Source organism: uncultured Kiloniella sp. (genome assembly GCF_937128705.1).
In the GTDB taxonomy this organism is placed as follows: Bacteria; Pseudomonadota; Alphaproteobacteria; order Kiloniellales; family Kiloniellaceae; genus Kiloniella.
This window is the reverse complement of the sequence record NZ_CAKZMP010000116.1, coordinates 1-5,149: the sequence shown is the minus strand read 5'-3', so window position 1 is coordinate 5,149 and position 5,149 is coordinate 1. Positions and strand designations below refer to the sequence as shown.

Sequence of the window (5,149 nt, the reverse complement as noted above, 5' to 3'; positions counted from 1 at the left end):
AACAATTGACCTTGACCCAACACACAGCTAACTAAGGCTGTACAGGAAACTTTCCGATGATCGCGAAACTATTGAAACTGCAACCGAGTACATCCCTCAGCTCAGAAGCCGCAAAGAAAGCCCCATTGGCAATCGAAGGCCTTTCTGTTTCCTATCACCATAAACCGGTGGTATGGGATCTCTCGTTTGTTGCACCTGAGAAAGGTTTAGTCGCAGTCGTAGGCCCCAATGGTGTCGGGAAATCAACCTTTATCAAAGCAGCTCTTGGCTTGATCCCGAAACTATCGGGCGAAATCACCGTTTATGGTAAGCCTGTGGACAAACAACGCAAGCTTATTGGATACGTTCCCCAACGGGGCAGTGTAGACTGGGATTTCCCTGCGTCTGCGCTGGATGTTGTCACCATGGGTCTTTACGGCGAGATTGGCTGGTTGAAACCTGTACGAAAAAGGCACAAAGAAAAAGCCCTCTCTTATCTAGAGAAAGTCGGCATGGCTGATTTTGCTGATCGGCAGATCGGGCAGCTATCTGGCGGACAGCAACAACGTGTTTTCCTAGCCCGCGCCTTGGCGCAAGACGCGTTACTCTATTTTATGGACGAACCTTTTGTCGGTGTTGATGCCGCAACTGAGCGCGCCATTATCAACGTTTTGAAGAAGCTAAAAGATCAAGGGAAAACCGTAATTTGCGTTCACCATGATCTGCAGTCCGCCCCGGATTATTTCGATCACGCGCTGATTCTCAATGTAAGGCCCGTGGCCAGTGGTCCCATGCACAAGGCCTTTACTTCAGAAAACCTGCAACGCGCCTATGGTGGACGTCTCGCGCCTTCAGAGCTATCAGGACTGATGTCACTGGCCTGCGAGTGACCCTGCTCCACGCAGCCCGCCTGCATTGAAAATCAGAAATATCACCAGAAAACACCAAAGGCAGAATCGTGCTTCAGGAACTTTTTGAAATCCTAACTTTCCAGAGCGGGTACAACACGAATGTTGTCCTTCTCGGTGCTGGCTTACTTGGCACTGCAGGGGGAGTTGTCGGTGTCTTCTCTCTTTTGCGTAAACGCGCCTTGATCAGCGATGCAATCAGCCATGCAACTCTTCCCGGCATCACACTGGGGTTTCTGGTTGCCCTTGCCCTGACAGGGACAGGCAAAAGCCTTCCTTTTCTCATGATCGGCTCAACACTGAGCGGTATACTTGGCGTTTTATTAGTCCAATGGATCAAGGACAACACACGCCTTCCAGAAGATTCGGCTATTGGCACTGTGCTCAGTTCGTTCTTTGGTCTGGGCGTTGTATTGATGAGCTACATTCAAACCCTGAAAAGCGGGAGCCAGGCGGGTCTGGAGAGTTACTTACTAGGCTCCACAGCCAGCATGCTTCAGAGTGAAGCCGAAATGATCGCCACTTCAGCCCTTGTCATAACTGTGCTAGCTGTCCTGTTCATGAAAGAATTTGGCTTGGTATGTTTTGATCCGGATTACGCTGCATCACGTGGCTGGGCCGTGAGTAAAATTGACCTTCTTATGATGGCCCTATTGCTCGCGGTTGTTGTCATTGGCCTTAAAACTGTAGGACTCATTCTGATCATCGCGCTTGTTATTATCCCACCCGTTGCGGCCCGTTTTTGGACTGATCGCCTGGGCATTATGGTTGCAATATCTGCCTTTACGGGCGGGATGAGCTGTTATCTTGGTGCAGCGTTATCTGCGCTCACCCCGGACTTGCCTTCTGGTGCAACTATTGTATTGACAGCCACGGCGCTCTTTACACTCTCTCTCCTTTTCGCCCCGAAAAGAGGTGTGGTTGCCACGACCTTAAGACAGTTTTCCTTCAGGCTCAAAATTACGCGCCGCCGTGCCCTTTTATCTTTCGACAAAGGGCAACCGGATTTATCTCTTTTGGCCTCATTCTTGTTGAAACGTGAAGGCGTTTTGAACAACGACCTCACCCTAACAAAAAAGGGGGCGAGAACTGTTACTTCTATGTCCAGAGATCAAGCACTTTGGAATCAATACCTCAATGACTATCCGGAAGAAGCCTTCGCTCAAAACCGTTGGTCGCTTGCCATGATTACCGACATTCTTCCTCGCGATCTAATAAAAGAGCTGGAAATGTCGATTGACAATCCACAGAAGGAAATCGGCTAATGGATTTACCTCTCGCAGATTTTCTTCAGATTGATTTCCCGGCACTACTGGTTGCCTCGCTTGCTGGGCTTTGTTGTGGCCTCCCCGGTAACTTCCTTGTTCTCAGGCGCCAGAGCTTGATTGGCGACGCCATGAGCCACGTTGTTTTGCCGGGTATTGTGGTCGGCTACCTCTTATCCGGAACGCTGGATACATTGCCCATGCTGCTCGGTGCTTTGGGCGCGGCGCTGATATCTGCCCTATTGATCGAAGTGATCCGCCGCCTTGGTAATGTAGAACCCGGCGCAGCCATGGGAGTCGTTTTTACATCCATGTTTGCTCTTGGCGTACTCATTTTGGAACAGACCGGAGCCTCAGGTGTTCACCTTGATGTCGAACACGCCCTGTACGGAAATCTGGAATCTACTCTCTGGTTCGGATTGAACAACTGGTCTGATATTTTATCAACAGATGGACTGGCACAGATGCCGGGCAGTATCAGCAGGCTTGGGGGTGTTACCCTTCTCGTCCTGCTTGTCATTATTCTCTTTTTTAAAGAACTGAAGATATCAACCTTTGATCCCGCGATGGCAACGTCCTTGGGCTTCAATGCCCGTTATATCAGTATTGGCCTGATCATCATAACTGCAACCTCTGCTGTTGCCGCATTTGATGCAGTTGGATCCATTCTTGTCATCGCCATGTTCATCTGCCCCGCCGCAACGGCACGCATGTGGACGGACAAATTGAGCTCCCAGATCATCTTGTCAGCCTTCTTTGCTCTTTTATCTAGTTGCCTTGGATATTTGATTGCCGCTTTTGGACCCTTTTTACTCGGCGCAAATTATGCGTTAAACGCTGCAGGTATGATTGCTGTTATTGCGTGCCTCTTACAGGCATTTTCGATGGTATTCGCCCCGAACCACGGAACGCTCGGGCGCTTCTTGAAGCAGCGAAAAGCACTTCAGGAACCCGCCGACATTTAAAACATCAATAATTTTATTTCTGTAAAACGTTTTCAAGAACATCCAGCGCTTTATTCGTCAGGATGTCGATCAGGACAACATCGTCATCTACGATCACAAATCTGCTATTTGGCCGACGCGGCAATCTGCTTTGTAAGTCATCAGGCAGATCACGCTTGGCTAGGCCGGGTGGAAGAGACCCTTTTTCATCCAGCTGTTTTTGCAAGCCCGGGGGCAAGCTTCCCTTTTTAGCCAAACCAGGTGGCAGGCCTTTTTTCTTGCCTTTCCCTTTATTTTTTTTGTGGTCTTTGGACGTCTGATCATCTTTACCGAAATAGCGATTAATCACCGTCCGCTCAATTTCACTGATCACATCTTCAATAACCTGCTCTTGCGACGTTTGTGCCGCATAGGCTGGCGACATGGGCGTAGCTCCCACAGCCGTCAAACCAAGAACGGTTGGTATAATTGCCGCAGCGAAGCTTTTTCTGATTAGACGCTTCATAACGTAACCTCATTTCTTGTTCGTTAGGGAAGAGTATAAGCAAAAAGAGGCAGAAATTGGATCAGCGTAAATATGCTTAGTAGCGATAATACTTATTATAACTTCTGGCTTTGGCTTGGGAGCTTTCGCTCAGAGAGCGGTGTACATCCAAAGAAGTTACGATAACAGCGCGAGAAATGTGCCGACGAATTATAACCACAAGCCAAGGCAACTTCGATAATTCGCATCTTTGTTTGCATGATCAACTGTCGCGACCGATAAAGCCGCAGTTCACTATAATATCTGGCTGGAGATTTATTGAACTGTTTGCTGAACATACGTTCTAGTTGACGCCGGGATGACCCAGCAATCTTGGACAGTTCCTCAAGGCTCAAAGGTTCTTCCAAGTGATCTTCCATAATCTGGATCACCCGCAAAAGGCGTTGATCTTGAATGGAATAGCGGGCGGAAAGACCAAAGTATTGGAACTCTCGGCGATCTCTAATACGTTCATGCACGAATTGGTCCGCCACCATTCTGGCCAACTCAAACCCGTGTAGGTCAGAAATAAAATTCAGCATCATATCAAGACCAGCGGTGCCGCCCACACAGGTAAAGCCCTTTGCGCTAACTTCAAACAGCTCGTTCGATGTTTCGATATCGGGAAAGGTTTCTTTGAATGCTGATAAATATTCCCAGTGAACTGCGCAATTGGTCTTATCAATCAGACCGGCTTTGGCCAGATAATAAGATGCCGTATAAAGCGCACCGATCATCTTACCTTGACGCCCCACGGCCCTCAGCCACGGCAAAAAGTCACTGGCGTCAAAGCCAGATATATTATGCCCGCCACAAAGAATAATATTTTCCGGCTCACTCGCTGAGGTCAGATCCCCCTGTACTTCCAAGCGCAACCCATTTGATGCTTCTACGTTCTTCCCATCCAACGAGAAAACTGGACAATCGTAAAGCTCTTCACGCGCGACCTTGTTCGCAACACGTAAGGGCTCCATAGCAAAGGTAAAAGAGTTCATAGAAAACCCAGGCAGGAGCAAAAAGCCAACGCGTCGGGTTTTGCCTTCTTTGGGTTCTGGAAACATTTTGTTCTCTTTTACGAATGACAAGTAAAAATAAATGGATTCTGTCGCTTTTCACAAAAAACGACATCTCTCCTTCTAAGCGGCCTTTTCAAAGGTTTCAATAGTAGAAACAAGAAAGGCTGCCTGAAACAGGCAGCCTTTGATAAATAAATGCAGTATTTGACTATTTATTTTTATGCCAATACTCAATCGCGGCTCCGACGCCCTTGCCGGGCTCGATATCCATTCCCATATCGCGCATAACCATTTCGGCCCCGCCAAGTGCGCTAAACAGCATACATTCATTCAGATCACCAAGATGTCCGATCCGGAATAGCTTTCCGGCAACCTGGGTAAGTCCCCCACCGAGAGAAAGGTTATAATCCTGATAAGCCCTCTTAACGATTTCCTGCCCGTCAATCCCTTCAGGAACCATAACACCGGTAACAGTATCAGATTGCCATGCAGGCGTTTTGGCACAGGTCGACAG

Annotated in this window: 5 protein-coding genes and 1 pseudogene; 3 read left to right on the top strand and 3 right to left on the bottom strand. The window is 48.4% G+C overall.

Annotated features, from left to right (window positions below; all coding sequences use genetic code 11):
* Positions 1 to 56: 56 nt before the first annotated feature.
* The 3 genes from Q0241_RS06715 to Q0241_RS06705 all read left to right on the top strand — a co-directional run bounded on the left by Q0241_RS06715 (position 57) and on the right by Q0241_RS06705 (position 3,117).
* Entirely contained in the window at positions 57 to 869 is an 813-nt protein-coding gene (locus Q0241_RS06715) for an ABC transporter ATP-binding protein (RefSeq protein ID WP_299375029.1), read from the top strand.
* Between the two features lie 68 nt (positions 870 to 937).
* Positions 938 to 2,152 (top strand): metal ABC transporter permease, encoded by a 1,215-nt coding sequence (locus tag Q0241_RS06710; protein WP_299375026.1) that lies wholly within the window; start codon positions 938 to 940, stop codon positions 2,150 to 2,152.
* Entirely contained in the window at positions 2,152 to 3,117 is a 966-nt protein-coding gene (locus tag Q0241_RS06705) for a metal ABC transporter permease (RefSeq protein WP_299375023.1), read from the top strand. The genes Q0241_RS06710 and Q0241_RS06705 overlap by 1 nt, the downstream gene beginning before the upstream one ends.
* Before the next feature lie 13 nt (positions 3,118 to 3,130).
* On the opposite strand, the gene Q0241_RS06700 is transcribed toward Q0241_RS06705, so the two are convergent.
* The 3 genes and pseudogenes from Q0241_RS06700 to Q0241_RS06690 all read right to left on the bottom strand — a co-directional run.
* On the bottom strand, positions 3,131 to 3,601 hold the full coding sequence (locus Q0241_RS06700; protein WP_299375020.1) for a hypothetical protein: 471 nt from the start codon (positions 3,599 to 3,601) through the stop codon (positions 3,131 to 3,133).
* A gap of 95 nt (positions 3,602 to 3,696) precedes the next feature.
* Complete coding sequence (locus tag Q0241_RS06695) at positions 3,697 to 4,680, bottom strand: GlxA family transcriptional regulator (protein WP_299375017.1); 984 nt, start codon at positions 4,678 to 4,680, stop codon at positions 3,697 to 3,699.
* Between the two features lie 163 nt (positions 4,681 to 4,843).
* Positions 4,844 to 5,149, bottom strand: a pseudogene (locus Q0241_RS06690) (serine--glyoxylate aminotransferase); the annotation flags it as partial.

Excerpts from the sequence above, each read along its gene's own strand:
- Q0241_RS06715 (WP_299375029.1), top strand. The coding sequence starts at position 57 with ATGATCGCGAAACTATTGAAACTGCAACCGAGTACATCCCTCAGCTCA.
- Q0241_RS06705 (WP_299375023.1), top strand. The coding sequence starts at position 2,152 with ATGGATTTACCTCTCGCAGATTTTCTTCAGATTGATTTCCCGGCACTA.
- Q0241_RS06700 (WP_299375020.1), bottom strand. The coding sequence starts at position 3,601 with ATGAAGCGTCTAATCAGAAAAAGCTTCGCTGCGGCAATTATACCAACC.
- Q0241_RS06695 (WP_299375017.1), bottom strand. The coding sequence starts at position 4,680 with ATGTTTCCAGAACCCAAAGAAGGCAAAACCCGACGCGTTGGCTTTTTG.